The organism is Streptomyces olivochromogenes (genome assembly GCF_001514115.1).
In the GTDB taxonomy this organism is placed as follows: domain Bacteria; phylum Actinomycetota; class Actinomycetes; order Streptomycetales; family Streptomycetaceae; genus Streptomyces; species Streptomyces olivochromogenes.
This window is the reverse complement of sequence record NZ_KQ948497.1, coordinates 5,041-20,529: the sequence shown is the minus strand read 5'-3', so window position 1 is coordinate 20,529 and position 15,489 is coordinate 5,041. Positions and strand designations below refer to the sequence as shown.

General features: G+C 66.8%; 13 protein-coding genes and 4 pseudogenes. 11 read left to right on the top strand and 6 right to left on the bottom strand.

The annotated features are described in order from the left end of the window. Positions 1 to 344: 344 nt before the first annotated feature. Positions 345 to 1,433, bottom strand: a pseudogene (gene pknB, locus AQJ27_RS50040) (Stk1 family PASTA domain-containing Ser/Thr kinase); the annotation flags it as partial. 286 nt (positions 1,434 to 1,719) lie between these two features. Here pknB and AQJ27_RS50035 point away from each other — a divergent pair. Beyond that, positions 1,720 to 1,863: pseudogene (locus AQJ27_RS50035) on the top strand (helix-turn-helix domain-containing protein); the annotation flags it as partial. A 39-nt stretch (positions 1,864 to 1,902) separates the two neighbouring features. Further along, on the top strand, positions 1,903 to 2,682 hold the full coding sequence (locus tag AQJ27_RS50030; RefSeq protein ID WP_159064658.1) for a hypothetical protein: 780 nt from the start codon (positions 1,903 to 1,905) through the stop codon (positions 2,680 to 2,682). A 207-nt stretch (positions 2,683 to 2,889) separates the two neighbouring features. Here the strand turns inward: AQJ27_RS50030 and AQJ27_RS50025 are convergent, their stop codons facing one another. Then, the gene (locus tag AQJ27_RS50025) at positions 2,890 to 3,639 is read right to left on the bottom strand and encodes a transposase family protein (RefSeq protein WP_067385536.1); all 750 of its coding nucleotides are present in this window, start codon (positions 3,637 to 3,639) and stop codon (positions 2,890 to 2,892) included. Positions 3,640 to 4,510: 871 nt separating this feature from the next. Here AQJ27_RS50025 and AQJ27_RS50020 point away from each other — a divergent pair. The 8 genes and pseudogenes from AQJ27_RS50020 to AQJ27_RS49985 form a co-directional block, all read left to right on the top strand. After that, the gene (locus AQJ27_RS50020) at positions 4,511 to 5,536 is read left to right on the top strand and encodes an aldo/keto reductase (protein ID WP_067385534.1); all 1,026 of its coding nucleotides are present in this window, start codon (positions 4,511 to 4,513) and stop codon (positions 5,534 to 5,536) included. A 94-nt stretch (positions 5,537 to 5,630) separates the two neighbouring features. Then, positions 5,631 to 6,587 (top strand): transposase, encoded by a 957-nt coding sequence (locus tag AQJ27_RS50015; RefSeq protein WP_235614047.1) that lies wholly within the window; start codon positions 5,631 to 5,633, stop codon positions 6,585 to 6,587. A gap of 373 nt (positions 6,588 to 6,960) precedes the next feature. Continuing rightward, complete coding sequence (locus AQJ27_RS50010; RefSeq protein ID WP_067385532.1) at positions 6,961 to 7,734, top strand: GIY-YIG nuclease family protein; 774 nt, start codon at positions 6,961 to 6,963, stop codon at positions 7,732 to 7,734. Further along, positions 7,731 to 8,915: a PDDEXK-like family protein gene (locus AQJ27_RS50005; RefSeq protein WP_067385530.1), complete on the top strand. Its 1,185-nt coding sequence runs from the start codon at positions 7,731 to 7,733 to the stop codon at positions 8,913 to 8,915. The genes AQJ27_RS50010 and AQJ27_RS50005 overlap by 4 nt, the downstream gene beginning before the upstream one ends. After that, positions 8,916 to 9,572, top strand: a complete 657-nt coding sequence (locus AQJ27_RS50000; protein ID WP_067385528.1) for a hypothetical protein — start codon at positions 8,916 to 8,918, stop codon at positions 9,570 to 9,572. Positions 9,573 to 9,727: 155 nt separating this feature from the next. Then, positions 9,728 to 10,528, top strand: a complete 801-nt coding sequence (locus AQJ27_RS49995) for a hypothetical protein (RefSeq protein WP_067385526.1) — start codon at positions 9,728 to 9,730, stop codon at positions 10,526 to 10,528. Between the two features lie 237 nt (positions 10,529 to 10,765). Continuing rightward, positions 10,766 to 11,203 carry a hypothetical protein gene (locus AQJ27_RS49990; protein ID WP_067385524.1) on the top strand — a complete coding sequence of 146 codons (438 nt, stop codon included), beginning with the start codon at positions 10,766 to 10,768 and terminating at the stop codon, positions 11,201 to 11,203. Between the two features lie 109 nt (positions 11,204 to 11,312). Then, positions 11,313 to 12,373 (top strand): annotated as a pseudogene (locus tag AQJ27_RS49985) (IS1380 family transposase); the annotation flags it as partial. Between the two features lie 72 nt (positions 12,374 to 12,445). On the opposite strand, the pseudogene AQJ27_RS55355 reads toward AQJ27_RS49985, so the two are convergent. Next, a pseudogene (locus tag AQJ27_RS55355) lies at positions 12,446 to 12,838 on the bottom strand (IS5 family transposase); the annotation flags it as partial. A gap of 80 nt (positions 12,839 to 12,918) precedes the next feature. Here AQJ27_RS55355 and AQJ27_RS49980 point away from each other — a divergent pair. After that, on the top strand, positions 12,919 to 13,917 hold the full coding sequence (locus AQJ27_RS49980) for a GNAT family N-acetyltransferase (protein WP_067385522.1): 999 nt from the start codon (positions 12,919 to 12,921) through the stop codon (positions 13,915 to 13,917). A 371-nt stretch (positions 13,918 to 14,288) separates the two neighbouring features. On the opposite strand, the gene AQJ27_RS49975 is transcribed toward AQJ27_RS49980, so the two are convergent. The 3 genes from AQJ27_RS49975 to AQJ27_RS49965 all read right to left on the bottom strand — a co-directional run bounded on the left by AQJ27_RS49975 (position 14,289) and on the right by AQJ27_RS49965 (position 15,432). Continuing rightward, positions 14,289 to 14,483: a hypothetical protein gene (locus tag AQJ27_RS49975; RefSeq protein ID WP_201264534.1), complete on the bottom strand. Its 195-nt coding sequence runs from the start codon at positions 14,481 to 14,483 to the stop codon at positions 14,289 to 14,291. Positions 14,484 to 14,670: 187 nt separating this feature from the next. Beyond that, positions 14,671 to 15,120, bottom strand: coding sequence for a hypothetical protein (locus AQJ27_RS58220; RefSeq protein ID WP_208948623.1), 450 nt, complete (start codon positions 15,118 to 15,120; stop codon positions 14,671 to 14,673). A gap of 69 nt (positions 15,121 to 15,189) precedes the next feature. Then, entirely contained in the window at positions 15,190 to 15,432 is a 243-nt protein-coding gene (locus AQJ27_RS49965; RefSeq protein ID WP_208948622.1) for a hypothetical protein, read from the bottom strand. Between the last annotated feature and the right edge of the window lie 57 nt (positions 15,433 to 15,489).

Genomic DNA, 15,489 nt, shown 5'->3' with positions numbered 1-15,489 from the left:
TCGGCGACGGCAGACGTCCGCGCTCGCCTGTCGGTGTTCGTCGGTGTTGTCACGCAGTCAGACACTCACCTGGCGCTGCTCTCGGTACGCGGGATTGGCGCACTTCAGCTCAGTTCTCCGGGTGCAGGCATAACCCTTCCGGTCTCGCAGATCAACTCCGCCAGCCCAGGCCAGAGCGGGGTGGGGGCGGTCACCTGTGGGTGTCGCCTGTCGTCGCCGGTCGGCCTCGCACGGCCCAGGGACGGCCCAGCGCGGTATTCGGTCGGAGCCTCGTGGCGACGTCACTGCCAGTGGTTACGACCGGCGGGACAAAGCGCTCTTTCAGACTAAAACTGCTTGCCCAACCACTTGCCGATGAGGATCGCGCTGACCAGCAGCAGCACACCGGCCACGACCAGCAGGATCGTCGACGTGTTGTTGTTCTTCTTCTGCCGGCGACGGTCCGGGCGCTCGTCGTAGCGGTTCATCGGCGGCAGCATCGTGGTCGCGCCGGCGCTGGAGTCCGTGCGCAGAGCTGTCGTCGGCTGATCGTCGGGGTAGCCGCCGTAGCCGACGGAGCCGACGGAGCCCATGGCCGCTGTGGCGGCGACCGGCCGGCCGTCGAGGCAGGCCTCGATGTCGGAACGCATCTCGTCGGCCGACTGATAGCGGTAGTCCGGGTCCTTGACCAGCGCCCGCATCACGATCGCGTCCATCTCGGGCGTGATCTCGGGGTTGAAGACGCTCGGCGGCTGCGGCTCCTCGCGGACGTGCTGGTAGGCCACCGCGACCGGGGAGTCGCCCACGAAGGGCGGACGCACGGTCAGCAGCTCGTAGAGGAGGCAGCCGGTCGAGTAGAGGTCCGTGCGCGCGTCGACCTGCTCGCCCTTCGCCTGCTCCGGGGAGAGGTACTGGGCGGTGCCGATGACCGCGGCCGTCTGTGTCATCGTCATGCCGGAGTCACCCATGGCGCGGGCGATACCGAAGTCCATGACCTTGACCTGACCGTTGCGCGTCAGCATGACGTTCGCGGGCTTGATGTCGCGGTGGACGATTCCGGCGCGGTGTGAGTACTCCAGGCCCTGGAGAATGCCGATGGTCATCTCCATGGACCGCTCCGGCAGCAGCTTGCGGCCGCTGTGAAGAAGCGTGCGGAACGTCGATCCGTCGACGTACTCCATCACGATGTACGGGATCGAGACCCCGTCGATGTGGTCCTCGCCCGTGTCGTGCACCGCGACGATCGTGGGATGGTTGAGCGAGGCAGCCGACTGGGCCTCCCGGCGAAACCGGGCCTGGAACGACGGATCGCGTGCGAGGTCCACGCGCAGCGTCTTCACCGCCACGGAGCGGCCGAGCCTGGTGTCGTGCGCCAGGTAGACCTCGGCCATGCCGCCACGGCCGAGCACATGGCCCAGCTCGTACCGGCCGCCGAGGCGACGCGGCTCTTCCATAGCTTTCCTACCAGCCCTCTCCGTCGGTCCCGACCACACCCGCGTGTGGTCCGGCGGTGTGCTGTTCGGGCATACGGTACCCGGCTCACTGTGCGGGGTCGGGCGGACGGCGTTGATGCCGAGGTATTTGGATCTAGACCGGCACTCAGTCGTACACCCTTGTTTCAGGTCGCCCGAAGCCAAACGTCGCAGTTAGACCTGATTAGGCATCAGTGAGCTTCTTCAGCGTTACCACTCCAGGGTGAGGATGGCTTTGGCGATTGACGTCATGCGGTTCGGGCTGCAACTGGTGTACCTGCGCGAACACGCCACCCTCGCGAAGATCTCCGCCGGGTTCGGGATCAGCGAGTCCACTGCCCACGCCTACACCACCGCAATCATCGACCTGCTCGCCGAACGAGCACCGGGTCTGCTGAAGGTCCTGCGCGAGAGTGGGCTCAGTCTCGTGGGGCCCTCCATCATGTGACCCATGAAGGATCTCGAAGGAATCGGGGCGGTGGCCTCGGCCGGTGTCGCAGCCGTCGGCATCGTGGCGACCCTCCTCCTCGGCCGTTGGGCTCTGCGCGGAGCGCAGGACGCTGCCCACGCCGGTCAGGCCCAGGCAGCCGCGACCTACCAAGCAGCGCTGGACGCTGTGCAAGCACAGAGCCAGAGCGACCATCAACAGTGGCGGCGTGGAATTCAGCGCGAGGCCTATGCGGCCTTCCTCCAATCCGTTCTCAGCTACAAAGACGGTGCCCGCGACGACCTCCGCCGCGCCTCTGGCACGGAGGAGACTCGGGCTTGCATCGCCGCCTTGAGGGCTCTGGAAACGGACATGTCGCAGAGAGCTTGGGTTGTGCGGCTGGAAGGTCCCGACGAAGTTGCCTCAGCAGCCATGACCCTTCAGACGTCAGCCAAGATTTTGGTGATCATCGAAGAAAACCATGCACGCCGGATGGCCGCGATGACCGACCTTAACCTCCGTAATCGCACGCACCCGCAAGAGGTGACGCGCATCTGGGAATTAATCCCCGTCGCTCAAAGCTCCTGGCGCAGCATCGGTACTCCCGAAGACACCTCAACGGCAGCACTGGCAGAGCTTCGTGATCTTTTCACGGCGTGCGAGCTATCGCCTGGACTGATCAGTACGCTCTGCGAACCACACGAGCCGGCATCTGGAGACCACCCCTCATTTGACGAAGCAAGCCGCGACTTCATCCGTGCGGCGCGTGAGGCGCTGCACTCTGAAGGACTGCCCGCCGTATGACCGCCCAACGGCAGCCGCTCCTCGGTCCATCGGATGCTCAGGCGGTGTCGAGGGCGATCTTCTTACATGCCAGGGGTCGTGCCCTCGTCTCCCGCACGACTGCCCGGCCCAAAACCAGCGGCGTACCAGCAAGGTAGCCGGACAGCCTCACGAGCGTCCGACGCACCCAGTAGGTTCCCCCCGCCCAGTCACGGCAGGGGAGCTTCTTCAGCGGTGCCGCTCCAGGGTAAGGATGGCTTTGGCGATTGACGTCATGCGATTTGGGCTGCATCGGGATCTGCGGAAGATCTGCCAGGACTTCAGGCGGGCGACCCCTCGTTCGACCGGTGCCCGTGCCGCGGCCAGGGCCCGGTTGAGGGTCTTCTCGGTGAGGGTGAGTTCCCGAAGGGGTCTGCGTTTGATTCCGGTGCTCACCCAGGGGCCGCCGCCCTGGTAGGCGAGGTCGGCCAGAATGGGGACGCCTTGGCGCTCGCAGATGCGGATGATCCGGTGGGTGCGGGCCGCCGTCAGGTCGTGAGCCCGGCCCGGCAACGCGGGTGAGAGCCACAGCAGCCGGCCACCTGGGGCGGTGACTACCTGCACGTTCACCCCGTGCCGGCGGTGCTTGTGGGAATAGTCCGCGCGCCCGTCGCCAACCCGGTCGCACTCGGCGAGCGTGCCGTCCAGCAGGACGAAGTCCGCTTCGGCCTCGCGCAGGACCTTCAGCAGACCGGGCGCGCGGTCGGCGAGCAGCTCGATGACGGCGCTGGTGTAGGCGTGGGCGGTGGACTCGCTGATCCCGAACCCGGCAGCGATCTTCGCCAGGGTGGTGTGCTCGCGCAGGTACACCAGTGCCACCATCGCCCGCTGAGACGGACGGAGCTTGCACCGCCGGTCGCCCTCACGGGTGACGACGAGCATCGTCACCCACTCCACGAGCGCATGGGGCAGGTCGAGTGCGGCAGGATAGATGACCAACGAGGCCCCCGAGCAACGTGATTGAGACGTCAGGTATCTCGATCAACAGCCCGGGGGCCTCGCTCGTTGCGCGACGCGGACCGTCACCTGATCGGAGGCCAACTCGAAGAGGCTCAGTGATCCCTGTAGCCCCTCGGCGGTGCGCCTAGCGGAGCGCCCACGACGGGCTCGGCCACCGCGCGGTAGCAGCCAGCTCCCCCTCAGCCGATTTCTCTGGGGTGGTCCGCTCACGCTGCCGCATCCGTGACGGTGGCGGTACGGCGCTCGGCCCCGCCGGCCTTTCGCCCGGCGACATCGCCTGGCCCGGACGCCACCCCTCCCGCTGCTGGCCTGATCGACAGCACTACCACTATGGCCGCAGACGGCTGCGCTCGTGCCACGTAAGCCGCTGAGCGATGCCGCCGTGTCCGCCTTCCGGGCTGTGCAGGCTTTCTCGTGCTTGCCCGCTGCACGCAGCGCGCCGCCGGGCGCGGCCAGCCGGGGCGGAGACAGGAGACAGGCCGCGCCGTCGAGGCGGCGCGCGCCCGCGCTGTGCGCAGGAGCTTGACCCGCGCTGCTGGCGGACGAATGGGTCGAGTACGTCGCGGCGACCGGGGTCGGGGCCCAGGCGAAGAACTACCGGCTGGCGATTCACCTGCTGTGTCGGTACGTGGACAAAGTGCTCGCCTTCGAGGCCGAGCAGGCGAGCCTGGCCGACCCTGGCCTCTTCGACACCTTGGTGAGGTGGGAGTGTCCCTGCCCGAGGGCTATCGACCTTGGGAGCAAATGAAGATGGACGTCCTGGTCCGGCCGCTGATCTGGCGGCATGTCGGACCCGATCCCGGTAGGAGGGTTGCCTTCGTCTGTACTCCAACTCCTAGCCTTCACAGGCATGGAGACGACCAACGGGGCGATCGCCGCCGGTACGCACGCGCCGTACACAAGGGTCCTCGGACGGAGCGGGATCGAGGTGAGCGGGCTCGGTTTTGGCTGCTGGGCCATCGGCGGACCCTGGCAGGGCCCTGACGGGAGCCCGCTCGGTTGGGGCAAGGTCGATGATGAGGAGTCCGTGTGCGCAGTGCGCCGTGCGTTGGACCTCGGCGTGACCTTCTTCGACACTGCCGACGTCTACGGGACCGGGCACAGCGAGCGCGTACTGGGACGGGCCCTCGGCAGACGCAGGGCGGACGTCGTCGTGGCCACCAAGTGGGGCAACCGCTTCGACGAGGAGAGCAAGGTCCTCACGGGGGGCGACGACTCACCGGCGTACGTACGGCGTGCGTTGACGGCGTCGCTCGCCAGGCTCGGTACCGATTACGTGGACCTGTATCAGTTGCACCTGTCGGACGCGGATCCCGAACGGGCTGCTCTACTGCGGGACGCCTGTGAGGATCTCGTACGGGAAGGGCTCATCCGCGCGTACGCATGGAGCACCGACGACCCGGGGCGTGCGGCCGTCTTCGCCGAGGGCCCGCACTGCGCGGCCGTGCAGCACCGCTGCAACATCCTCCAGGACGCGCCCGACATGCTCGTCTTGTGCGAGAAGTCCGAACTCGCAAGCATCAACCGCAGCCCGCTCGCGATGGGGCTGCTGACCGGGAAGTATGTGCCAGGGAGCACTCTCGCCTCAGGTGACATCCGCAGTGCACCGCCGTCCTGGCTGTCGGGTTTCGCGGCGGGTGGCGGCGCCGATCCGCACTGGCTGGCGCGCGTCGAGGCGGTACGGTCCGTCCTCACGAGCCGTGGACGCACTCTCGCCCAGGGGGCGCTGGCCTGGCTGTGGGCGCGCAGCCCGCGGACGGTGCCCATTCCCGGCTTTCGGACGGTCGCGCAGGCGGAGGAGAACGCCGGGGCACTGGAGTTCGGGCCCCTGGCGGAGGAGGAGCTCGCAGAGATCGGGCGTGTACTGGGGTTTTAGGAACTGCGGGGAAACAATGCCGATGGGGCAAGGCGGGACCGTGACATAAGGCGGCCGTGCGGGTTCTCAAGATGTGCATCAGGAGCTCCTCCGCGTGGCCTTGTCCCATCCTGCCTTCAGCGGCGTCTCCCGGCAGCATTTGGGCGAGTTGATTGAAGAACTCGCGCCACGCTGGGAAGCGGCCCGCGAGTCTGGCCTGCACGAGAAGAGGGGTGGCGCCCGCCGACGGACAGCCGGCGCCGGGCGCAAGCAGAAGCTCGTCTTCGTCGATCGGCTGCTGGTCACCCTGGTCCACCTGCGGCATGGTCTGCCGCACGCGGCACTGGCCGCGCTGTGCGCGGTGGACCGCTCCACTATCTCCGGCGCCATCCGGGAGGTCCGTTCTCTCCTCGCCGCTCGCGGATTCGCCGTCCCCGACCGGCCCGGCCTGCGTATTCGTACCCCGGGGGACCTGTTCGCCTACGCCGAGGCTGAGGGCGTGGATCTACGCATCGACGGCACCGAGGTACAAGTCCGCCGCCCCCGCGCCGGCCGCCCGGGCCGCAAGGCATTCGTCTCCGGCAAGAAGAGGCAGAACACGATCAAGACCACCACCTTCAGCGATGGTCAAGGCCGCACCCTGTTCTCCGGCATCGTCCGCCCAGGCAGGATGCACGACCAGACCGCGGTGCGGACCGAAGGCCTCGCCGAGCAGTTCCATCAGCACCCCACGGTCAAAGCTGAGGTGGACGAGGGCTACCGGGGCCTGGCAAGCGCGTTCCCCGACCAGGTCAGTGCCCCGCCGAAGAAGCCCAAGGACGACGCCTCGCTGGGCGAACTCCACGCCTGGCGCGAGCTGCGGCGCCGCCAGTCCTCACGGCGGATCTGCGTGGAACACACCAATGCCGAGTACAAGAAGTGGCGCCCGCTCCAGCGGTACACCGGGCGGCGCGAGGACTACGCCGAGACCCACATGGCCATCACAGGACTGGTCTCCGACCGATCCGCCCGACGGCCAACCCGTCGCAGGACGAGCACCGAGCTGATGCCCCTCCGACAGACCGCCTGTTGATCAACCCACCAGCAGAACTGCCAGACGACCACGCGCCGACTCAATTTCTCCCGAGGTCGTGTTCTCCGCCGCCGCTCAGTTCGTGAACACCGGCCGCCGCCACTGGCTGCGTCTGCCCACCCATGGCCATGGACGCCCGTGATCACCAGCGCCATGAACCGGTTCCCAACTCTCCCGAACCCCGGCTGACCAGCCAATTCGACCGTCCTAACAACCCGCACGACCACCCCGGGAGTGGAACTCGGCGCCCACCCCACGCGACCACCGGGCCATCAGCCTGCCCCACCCCCGGAAAAGCCGCACCCCATACGCGCAGAGTCCCCGTCAGCGAACTGACGAGGACTCGTGAACGATCGAGGCTAACCTCCATTCCATGCAGTTCACCCTCGATGGCGCATCCTTCGAGCTGACGCCCACGCTTGTTCGTGGGCGTCTTGCTGGTCACGTGCCCGAGGAGATCCGCGAGTACTGGGTCGAAGTAGATGGTGTGCGTTGGCCGGTCAAGCAGGTCATCTCCCTTGCGACAGGTGCCAAGCGCAGCCGGTTTCAGTCGCATGACTCTCGGCGGTGGCTGCAGAACCTCGGGTTCTTGATCGGTGCCGGATCCTCGGCCGCCGAGAGCGGCTCGGTCCCGCGGCTGACCGGCGCGTCTCGTCGTGGGTCTTTCGACGAGTCCCAGCTCAAGGAACTGGAGGCGCTCGACGTCCGTGTTGCGTTCTCGTGGCTGAGCGCCGGCCCGATCACGCTTGACGAAGCCAGCCTGCCGAGGTTTCCCGGACTCCCGCGAGTGCCAGGGCTCTACCGCTACGATTTCGGTGTGGACGACGACGGCATCCGCGTGCTTTACATCGGGGAGTCCGTGGAGCTGGCCAGGCGAGCCAGCAACTACCGCAACGCCAAGACGGATCGCTCTCGTCAGCGCACCAGCCGCCGCATCCACAAGGAGATCGTCGGCCACTTGGAGTCCGGTGGTTCGATCGAATTCGCCATCGCAACGTCAGTCCGCTGGGGTGACGGTGTCGAGCTGGACCTGCGGCTCAAGTCCGCCCGTCGCCTTGCCGAGAACGCTGCGGTGCTCCTCGCGCAGTCGCAGTCCGGGATCCGCGTGCTCAACATCGACGCGGAACTGGGAGAGGACAGCGAGTGAGCAGTCTCCCGGACCTTCGCTTCCTGCTCTCGATCAACAGCGAGAACGCGTGGAGCGATCTGCTCGCCACCCTCATGAATGCCGACCAGGCGATCACCCGCTCTGTGCTCGGGATCGAGGCTGTTGGCCCGCTCCAGATTCGTCGGGAGGTCTCGAAGTCGCGGGGCCGGAAGGCATCGGATCGACCCGACCTGGTGGTGGAGGCGAACGGTCAGGTTGTCGCTGTCGTCGAAGTGAAGCTGCTTGCTGGCCTCGGAATTGAACAGCTGGAGCGGTACTACAAATACGTCGCCGAGGAGGACCGAGACGACTGCCAGTTCGTGACGGTCTCGCTTCGGCGCATCCGCCTCGACACCACCCATGCCCAGGGCTGGCAGAACCTCACCTGGGAGGAGCTCGTCGCTCCCTTCGCCTCGTCCCCGGTGCCGTGGGCCGCGACGACCGCCACAGCCTGGACGAGCCACATCGAGTCCCAGGTGCCGGAGGTGGATGGCGACACCGTCTGGAATCAGATCGACGGTATCGACCTGTACCTCGCCCTCCGGCTTCGTGCTGCCTATATGTACGACAACGTCACCTTGCCCGGCGGCTCATCGAAGTCCATCCAGGAGATCGGCTCCGGTGGCCTGTACGTCGCGATCGTGGACGCCCCGATTCCGGGCAGCGGTTACACCGTCCGCTGGGAAGCCACGGAGAGCTTGCCGACTCAGGACGTTGGCAAGCTCGTCGAGAGCAGCGGGCTTCGTGGGGTCGACTTCCGCTTCTTCCTCGTGCAGCAGCAAGTCACCTCCTCCAAGGCCTACGACTGGGATTACCTGGCGCTGCTCTGGCAGGAGTACCTCGCCCAAGAGGACTGGATTCCGTGGAGACCCCATCCGCCGCGCAAGACGTTGCAGTGGGAGAAGGATGGCGTGGCTCGGCTCAAGGAACTCGGCGCTCCAGCGTTCCTCGGCAATGGCTATGGCGAGGGGCAGGCCAAGCTCAGCGGTGAGGTCGAGTTTGGCGCGCGCTTCGTGCTGCCGCCCTCAACCACACTCAAGGAAGCCGCCGAGGTGCTCAGCAGGGTGGCTGTGATCGGGTCACGGATGGCACAGCACGCGACTCAGCCGCAAGCCAAGGAGACTGTGATCGCGTTGATCGACGGAGAATCTGATAGCGGCGATGCAGGGGTGGACGGATAGATGACGGGCGACTTTGGACCCGACCGCTTGCGGCAGCTCTTCGGGGACCCGAACGAGGACGGGGTCTACCTTGTAGGCGTCGTGGAGTTCTCGGACGATGCCAGCGAGGACCAGTGGTCGTACGTCGGGAATATTCAGATGGGGACCCTGGCGTCGGTTGCCAGCAGGCTCGGCTATGAGCGGCGTGACATCACGATTTCGGAGCCTTACCGAGAGCCTGGCCGTGGGGTGCTGCCGGACGGAACAGAGCTGGCGGTCACCTCGACCACCGTGCGAGGGAGCGCATCCTGGTATCGGAGTAGCCGGGAGCCAACGCCGGAGGAACGGCTCCGGTGGGCAGGGCATCCAGTGCCACCGCCACCTCCGCCCGAGCCGGTGCCGGTCGGTCCCAACATGGAGACGGCGAGGCCTCGGATCGAGGAGCACCAGGACGAGGTCTTCTACACGAAGACCGGCAAGTCCTTCACCTACCGGACCAACCGCTACACCCTGATCATCGTCGAGAGCCGGCGCAACGTGCAGTGGCACGAGATCAGGTCAGCGCTGGAGGCATGGCCGATCGCGGGGCCATCGGAGATTCCACGATGCCCCGAACGTTCTGGGCGGTACGTCTACGGAATCGTGTCCGACGAGCGGATCCGGCAAGGAGACTGGTGACAACCTTGGACCTGCGGCTCCGTGGCGGCTGATGCGATGCTCGCCGAACCTGCCGAATCGCCGGACGCTACAGCTACGGTTATGGGTGAGGTTCTACTACCGCGACATCCTCGTCGACCGAGCGCCGAGGAAGACCCGAGCACTGACGAGGACGCATGGCCGAGGACCAGGAGTACGACGAGGTCGACGCAGTTGTTCGCATCCCCAAGGGCGAGCGTCTCGCCGACTCGCGGAAGAGCGAAGGCTGGAGTCGTGGGTTCACTCCCAAGACGAGTGACAAGGGACCGGAGCACGTCGAGATCCGCCTGAAGGCCGAAGACGAGTCAGGTTTTGCAGACAAGCCCGAGATCGTCTACGTCACCGAGTACGTGGAGGATCAGCGTACTCAGCTCACCCCCGGCCAGCAGGCCCGGGCTGACATCGCGGGCCAGATCATCGATGGTCTCGTAGAAATCGCAAAACCTCTCGTTGCCCACTGGTGGCACACCCAGGCCGTGCCGGTCCTCGTTGCCAAGCGCGAAGCCTTGGTGCTGAAGCGGCAGGCCCGCAGAGCCCAGAAGAAGGCCTTGCGGGCCGGGGTCACGACGACACCTCCTATTGCTGTCCCGGGAGTCGAGGCTGACGCGCCTTCCCAAGATGTGGCCACCGCGCCCAGCGACCCGAAGGTCACTGTGACGAGCGAGCAGTTCCAGCAGATGTTCATGACTTGGCTCGCTCGTGAGGACGCCCAGCAGGCGCTCTGGAGCCTCATCGTGAATGCCGAGGTCGAGGATGGCGGTGCTGCCACCCTGGCATGGCAGCAGGAACTGAAAGAGCTTTCGCCTGAGCAGCGAACCGAGCGGGTCATGGAGTTCTGCGCTGCCAACCCCTCGATCCTGGAGGACTTCGCTCGTCAGCTCATGGGCAGCATGGCCCTCGGGCTCGGCGAGACGACTCTCAGGCGTGACCGGGTGTAGGGCCGTGCCGTTTCAGGACGGCGCGTCACTAGCCTCGCCCTTTCATGGGCTTGTTGGGCACGGCTGACGTTGGGGGTACCGAGAACGCTTCTGATCTGCCACTTCGCCGTCCGGAGCGGCTCTCGGGCTCGGTCGGTGTGCTGCACCTGCCAGGCGCGCGGTGTCCTGCCCGCGTCGGCCACAGTCACGTGCGGAATGGGGGTGCCGCCATTGGGCCCTCGTGCGAGGCTGCCAGACATGGAGAGTGAACTGCTGGACGATCAGGACTACGCGTCGGTCCATCAAGCCATGCAACTGCTGTCCAGTCGCTACCTTCATGCCCTGACGCTGAACGCTCGCATGGAGGCCTGGGCGGAATTCGTGACGAGTGTCGAAGAGGGCTTCGACACCACGTGGGCTTGGGAGTTCGACAACGATATCGCCGATCGCGACTGGCTCCACGATGCCTGGCCGATCTTGACCGAACGGATCCGCAGGCTCCGTAAGCCCGAGCTCGATGCCCTGGACGATCGGTTCCGAGCGGCGACAGCACCGATCAAGCCGCTCGGTATGAGCCGAAGTGCGATGGCCGAGCAAGCGCGGTGGTGGCAGTTCCGCTCCCCGCTGCTGGTGACTGGGGATCCGGCTGAACAGATGCCGCCGACATGGTCCCCTGCGCCCATCCACATCCAGTGACACCCACTGAGTTCCACAGGACGGCCAGGAAGACAGAGAGTGCCTCTGAGCTGGGAGGATGGGGCTTGTCGAAGGCTCTGTCCACCGCAGTTCAGGAAGCACTCTCCAGGTGAAGAAGCGTACCGGGTTCTACCCGCCTCTCCGCACGACCTCGGCCCCGTCAGCCGTGGTCGCCCAGGCGGGCGGCGTCCTGCTGACCGAGACCGTCCGCAAGACCGGGCTGGACGCCGCCTTCTCGGAGGCGCTGGTTCCGTGGCGCAAGGACCGGGCGGTGCACGACCCGGGCAAAATCCTCCTGGACGTCGCGCTCACGGTCGCCCTGGGCGGGGACTGCCTGGCCGACGCGGCGATGCTGCGGGCAGAGCCAGTCGCCTACGGGTCGGTGGCCTCCGATCCCACCGTCTCCCGCCTGATCGACACCCTCGCCAAGGCCGGGCCGAAGGCGCTATCCGCGATCCGCTCGGCCCGCGCGAAGGTGCGGCGGCACGTGTGGCAGCTGCCGGGCAGGATGGTCCAGCCGCCGACGGGCTGGTAACCATCGACATCGACGGGGCGCTGGTCATCGCCCATTCCGACAAGCAGGAGGCCACTCCCACCTGGAAAAAGACCCTCGGGCACCACCCTCTGATGGCGTTCGTCGACCATGGACCGGCCGGGTCCGGGGAGCCGGTGGCCGCGCTGCTCCGTCCGGGCAACGCCGGTTCCAACACCGCCGCGGACCACATCGCCATCGCCCAACTGGCCCTGTCCCAGCTGCCCAAGGCACTGCGGCGAGGACGGCAGACGCTGATCCGCACCGATTCCGGCGGCGGCACTCACGCCTTCCTGGACTGGCTGTCCCGGAGAGGACGGTGGTTGTCGTACTCGGTCGGGATGACCAGCACTGACGCCATCCACCAGGCGGTGCTGAAGATCCCGAAACGGGCATGGACGCCGGCCTACGACGCCAGCGGCGTCCAGCGTCCCGGGGCATGGATCGCGGAGATCACCGGCATGCCCGACCTGAGCACCTGGCCGAAGGGCATGCGGCTGATCGTCCGCAAGGAACGACCGCACCCCGGCGCCCAGTTGAGGATCACTGACGTTGACGGCAACCGCATAACCTGCTTCGCCACCAACCCCCAAGGCGGCCAGCTCGCTGCTCTGGAATTGCGGCACCGCCGCCGCGCGAGCGGCCCAGGCCCTCACTTCCAGCACCACCTCCGCCAGGCGGGCGTGAAGGCTCTGCCACGCGGTTTCGCCCTGATGTTCTGACGGTTCGGCCCCCTTTGAGGCGGGCGCCGGCGGCGGGTCGGTGCGGGCACCGGCCGCGTGCTGGTGAGCACGGACGATGGTGCAGTCGACCGAGATGTCCCAGTCGATCTCCCCAGCGGCATCGGCGGCGGCCTGGACCTGCTGGAGCAGACGCTCCCACGTCCCGTCGGCCGACCACAGCCGGTGGCGTTCATAGACGGTCTTCCACGGTCCGAACCGCTCGGGCAGATCACGCCACTGAACGCCGGTGCGCACCCGGTGCAGAATCCCGTCGATCACCTGCCGGTGATCCCGCCACCTGCCACAACGCCTGTTGCCCACCGGCAGGAACGGCCGCAGCCGTTCCCACTCCGCGTCAGTCAGGTCCCCGCGAACGGTCATGCTGCAGAAAACGAGTTCTGTTGTCCAATCGGCACGGCCTACGCTCGCTGCGCATGTCCAACATAACGGGAGGCCTTGGTATGGGCGTGAACAGCGGCAGCGGCCTTGGATCGCTGGGACGATTGCCCAGCTATTTCTTCCGGCCGTATCGCGGCAACGAAGACCACGGCGCGATGGCCGCCGTGCGGCTGGCCTGTGCAGGGCGGGATGGGATCGACGCTCGCTCGGTTGTGGAGGGAGTTCCGACGGCAGCCGAGATCGCCGAAGCCTCCGCCAAGCTGGACGACCCGTCCGAGAACCAGGTCTTGGTGGAGAACAACGGTGACATCGTCGGCTACGTAACGATCAGGTGGTGGCAGGAGCGGGACGGGACTTGGCTGTACCTGCACCGTGGCTACCTGCTGCCTGAGCACCGCGGCGCGGGCATCGGCTCAGACATGCTCAACTGGGCCGAGAACCGTATCCGCCGGCTCGTGCAGCAACATGGAACCGCACGGACGGCCGTGTTCGGCGCGAACGCCATGGCCTCCGAAGGGGATTCAACGGAGCTGCTGCTCGAAACCGGGTACCGGCGTGTCTTCAGCCTGGTAGAGCTGGAACTGGCCGATCTCCGACGGCTACCCGCGCACAACGGTCAGTTGCCAGCCGGCATCAGAGTGGGTGCCGTCGAGCCGACCAGTTACCACGCGGCCTGGAAGACGGTCGTTGATTCGTATGCGAATGCTGCCTTCACCGAGAAGTGGACGTTCGAGAGCTTCCTCGCCACGGCCGACCCGACCTACTGGCGGGCCGCTTGGGATGGGGATCAGATGGCCGGCGTCGCCCTGTGCTCCATCCGCCGGCATGACCACACCGTGGGCGAAGTCGAAGAATTGAGCGTCCGGGGAGAGTCGAGGCGTCTGGGACTGGGGCGGGCCCTGCTGCTGGACGGATTGCGATCTCTCCGCGAGCACGGCGCGGAGACTGCCCGGTTGTACACCTGCACTGCCAATCCGCACCGCTCCTACGACCTCTACGAGAGCGTAGGGTTCCGGCGCCAGAACGAGTACGTCCGCTACCGCAAGCCGATCCACATCTGATCTGACGGTTCCATGCACTTTGGCAATGCGATCCCCAGGGGCCAACCCCATCTTGATCGCCCGGACAGGTCCTAGTCGATGTCTCATGAGGCATGCTGAACGTAGAGAACACTTCATCTTCAGATGCCTCAAGCGCTTCATCGCGCGCGAGGTCTACCGCCACCTCACCAGCGCCTTCAGCGGCGCACCAGCGACATCTCCAACCGCTTGACGATCTATAGGAGTCGACCGTTCACCTGCGGTGACGCCCCGCCGGCGTGAAAATCGGTACAGGGGCTGTCCGCCGACGCCGCTTGCGGGCGAGTCCAGCACCGTAGGAGCCGGTGCACTCCACACCGGCCCGCAGCACGGTTCCGAACTGGCGCGTCCAGTCAAGAAGTTGGCCCGTAGCCCGCCGCGGTGGCCGGGAACTCCCCGGTGTCCAGCAGCCCGCCCAGATGGTCAAGGACGGCGCCGACGTGCACATCCTTGTGGGTGTCGACTCCGAGCACCACCGAACCCGGCGCGGCAGCGGCCGTGGCGGCTTGGAGGGTGTGGAAGGCAGCGGGCATGCTGAGGGTGGTCACGGTGCTCCTGTTCGACGACGCAGTGCCGATGGCCAGCGCCGGTCGGTGGAGCGGTCAGGACTGTGACGGTGCCTTCTAGGCCAAGGCCCCTATCGGGACACGCTCCGCCGGCCCGGTGCCGGTATGCGCCGCTCCGACCGGGTCGACAGATCAAACACAAGGCACAAGCAGCCAGCCAGAGTACGGGTCAGGCCACGGCCGGAACGACACGATCATCATGCTCACAGCCGGAGTAGTTGCGCCGGTCGGCCTTTCCGGTGCGGCGCTGGGTGCGGATGAGGGTGCCGTCGATCAGGACTACCTCTCCGCCTTGCCTGGCGACCCTCTGCAGGGCGCGGTCCAGTCGCGGCGCCTGCGCGGCCAGGATTGCGATCAGCTCGTCGCGCCAGCGGCGGACGGTGGACTCGGACACGTTGTTGCCGCCGGCCATGTCGGCCCGGCGCTGGTCGTGCCGCAGCACGGCCAGGACGATTACCGCGATCTTCCCGGGCGGCAGGATCCGCCACCTGGACCGGATCACCTTCAGGTGACGTCGCAGCAGATCGGCGAGGTGGTTGACGGTGCGCGTGGACAGCGGAAGGCAGCACTGGTAGACAAGCGGGCAGGTGTGCTCGGCGTGCTTTTTGGTTTTCGTCACACCAATTCAACGGCCGCCGGGGGCACCGTGGTTACGCCTGCGCCGCGCTGTCGCAGGCGGCAGATCAGGTCACAGGCGGGTGGTGAACCGGCCGTCGGGCAGTTTGCGCAGCCAGCCGCGGTCGACGAGTCTGACCAGCTTCCCACGCAGCGGTTCCAGCTTGGACCGCACGCTGACGTCGATGGTCAGCGCGTCGCCGACCTGCCGGGCCATCACCGGTCCGGCGGCCTGCCGCACGGCGGCGAGAATGCGCTGGTAGTCCGGCGGGAGCATGGTCTCCTCCGCGTCCGGCGTGCGGTGCGGGATGAGCATCACCGCTCGTCCGCCCACCTGTCCGGGCGTCGGCGCGCTGTTCGCTCATCCGCTCAA

Excerpts from the sequence above, each read along its gene's own strand:
- AQJ27_RS50030 (WP_159064658.1), top strand. The coding sequence starts at position 1,903 with ATGAAGGATCTCGAAGGAATCGGGGCGGTGGCCTCGGCCGGTGTCGCA.
- AQJ27_RS50020 (WP_067385534.1), top strand. The coding sequence starts at position 4,511 with ATGGAGACGACCAACGGGGCGATCGCCGCCGGTACGCACGCGCCGTAC.
- AQJ27_RS50010 (WP_067385532.1), top strand. The coding sequence starts at position 6,961 with ATGCAGTTCACCCTCGATGGCGCATCCTTCGAGCTGACGCCCACGCTT.
- AQJ27_RS50000 (WP_067385528.1), top strand. The coding sequence starts at position 8,916 with ATGACGGGCGACTTTGGACCCGACCGCTTGCGGCAGCTCTTCGGGGAC.
- AQJ27_RS49995 (WP_067385526.1), top strand. The coding sequence starts at position 9,728 with ATGGCCGAGGACCAGGAGTACGACGAGGTCGACGCAGTTGTTCGCATC.
- AQJ27_RS49990 (WP_067385524.1), top strand. The coding sequence starts at position 10,766 with ATGGAGAGTGAACTGCTGGACGATCAGGACTACGCGTCGGTCCATCAA.
- AQJ27_RS49980 (WP_067385522.1), top strand. The coding sequence starts at position 12,919 with ATGGGCGTGAACAGCGGCAGCGGCCTTGGATCGCTGGGACGATTGCCC.
- AQJ27_RS49965 (WP_208948622.1), bottom strand. The coding sequence starts at position 15,432 with ATGCTCATCCCGCACCGCACGCCGGACGCGGAGGAGACCATGCTCCCG.